This is a genomic window from Xanthomonas sp. CFBP 7698, from assembly GCF_003600855.1.
Lineage (GTDB): Bacteria > Pseudomonadota > Gammaproteobacteria > Xanthomonadales > Xanthomonadaceae > Xanthomonas > Xanthomonas cannabis.
In genome coordinates, this window is sequence record NZ_PRDN01000021.1 from 1 (window position 1) to 695 (window position 695).

Annotated in this window: 1 pseudogene; it reads right to left on the minus strand. The window is 63.0% G+C overall.

The annotated features are described in order from the left end of the window. Positions 1 to 695: pseudogene (locus XnspCFBP7698_RS21200) on the minus strand (xylose isomerase); the annotation flags it as partial.

Genomic DNA, 695 nt, shown 5'->3' on the forward strand with positions numbered 1-695 from the left:
GGCTTGGGCTCGATCAGGAAGTTGCCGGTGAAGCCGATCGCGCGGCCGTAGTCGCGTGCCAGGGTGAGGAAGCGCGCCATGTTGTCCTGCTCGCGCTTCATCTGCGTGTTGTGCAGGCAGGCATAGCCTTCGCGGCCGCCCCAGAACACATAGTTTTCGCCGCCCAGCTCCACCGTGGCATCGATCGCGGCCTTGACCTGCACGGCGGCACGCGCCACCACGTTGAAGTCGGGGTTGGTGGATGCACCATTCATGTAGCGCGGGTGCGAGAACAGGTTGGCGGTGCCCCACAGCAGCTTGATGCCGGTGTCGGCCTGGCGCTGCTTGGCGATGCCCACCATGTGCTTGAGGTTGCTTTCGTACTCGCCGATATCGTCGGCATCCGGCGACAGGTCGATATCGTGGAAGCAGTAATACGGCACGCCGAGCTTGGTGAAGAATTCGAATGCGGCATCGGCCTTGGCCTCGGCACGATCGAGCGCGCTGTTGCCGATATCCCACGGATACGCGCGCGTACCCGGGCCAAACGGATCGGCGCCGTTGCCGCAGAAGCTGTGCCAGTAGGCCACGGCAAAGCGCAGATGCTCGGCCATGGTCTTGTCGCCGATTTTCTTGTTGGCGTCATAGACCTTGAACGCGAGCGGGTTGTCGGAGTCGCGGCCTTCGAAGCCGATCTTGCCGATGCCGGGGAAATA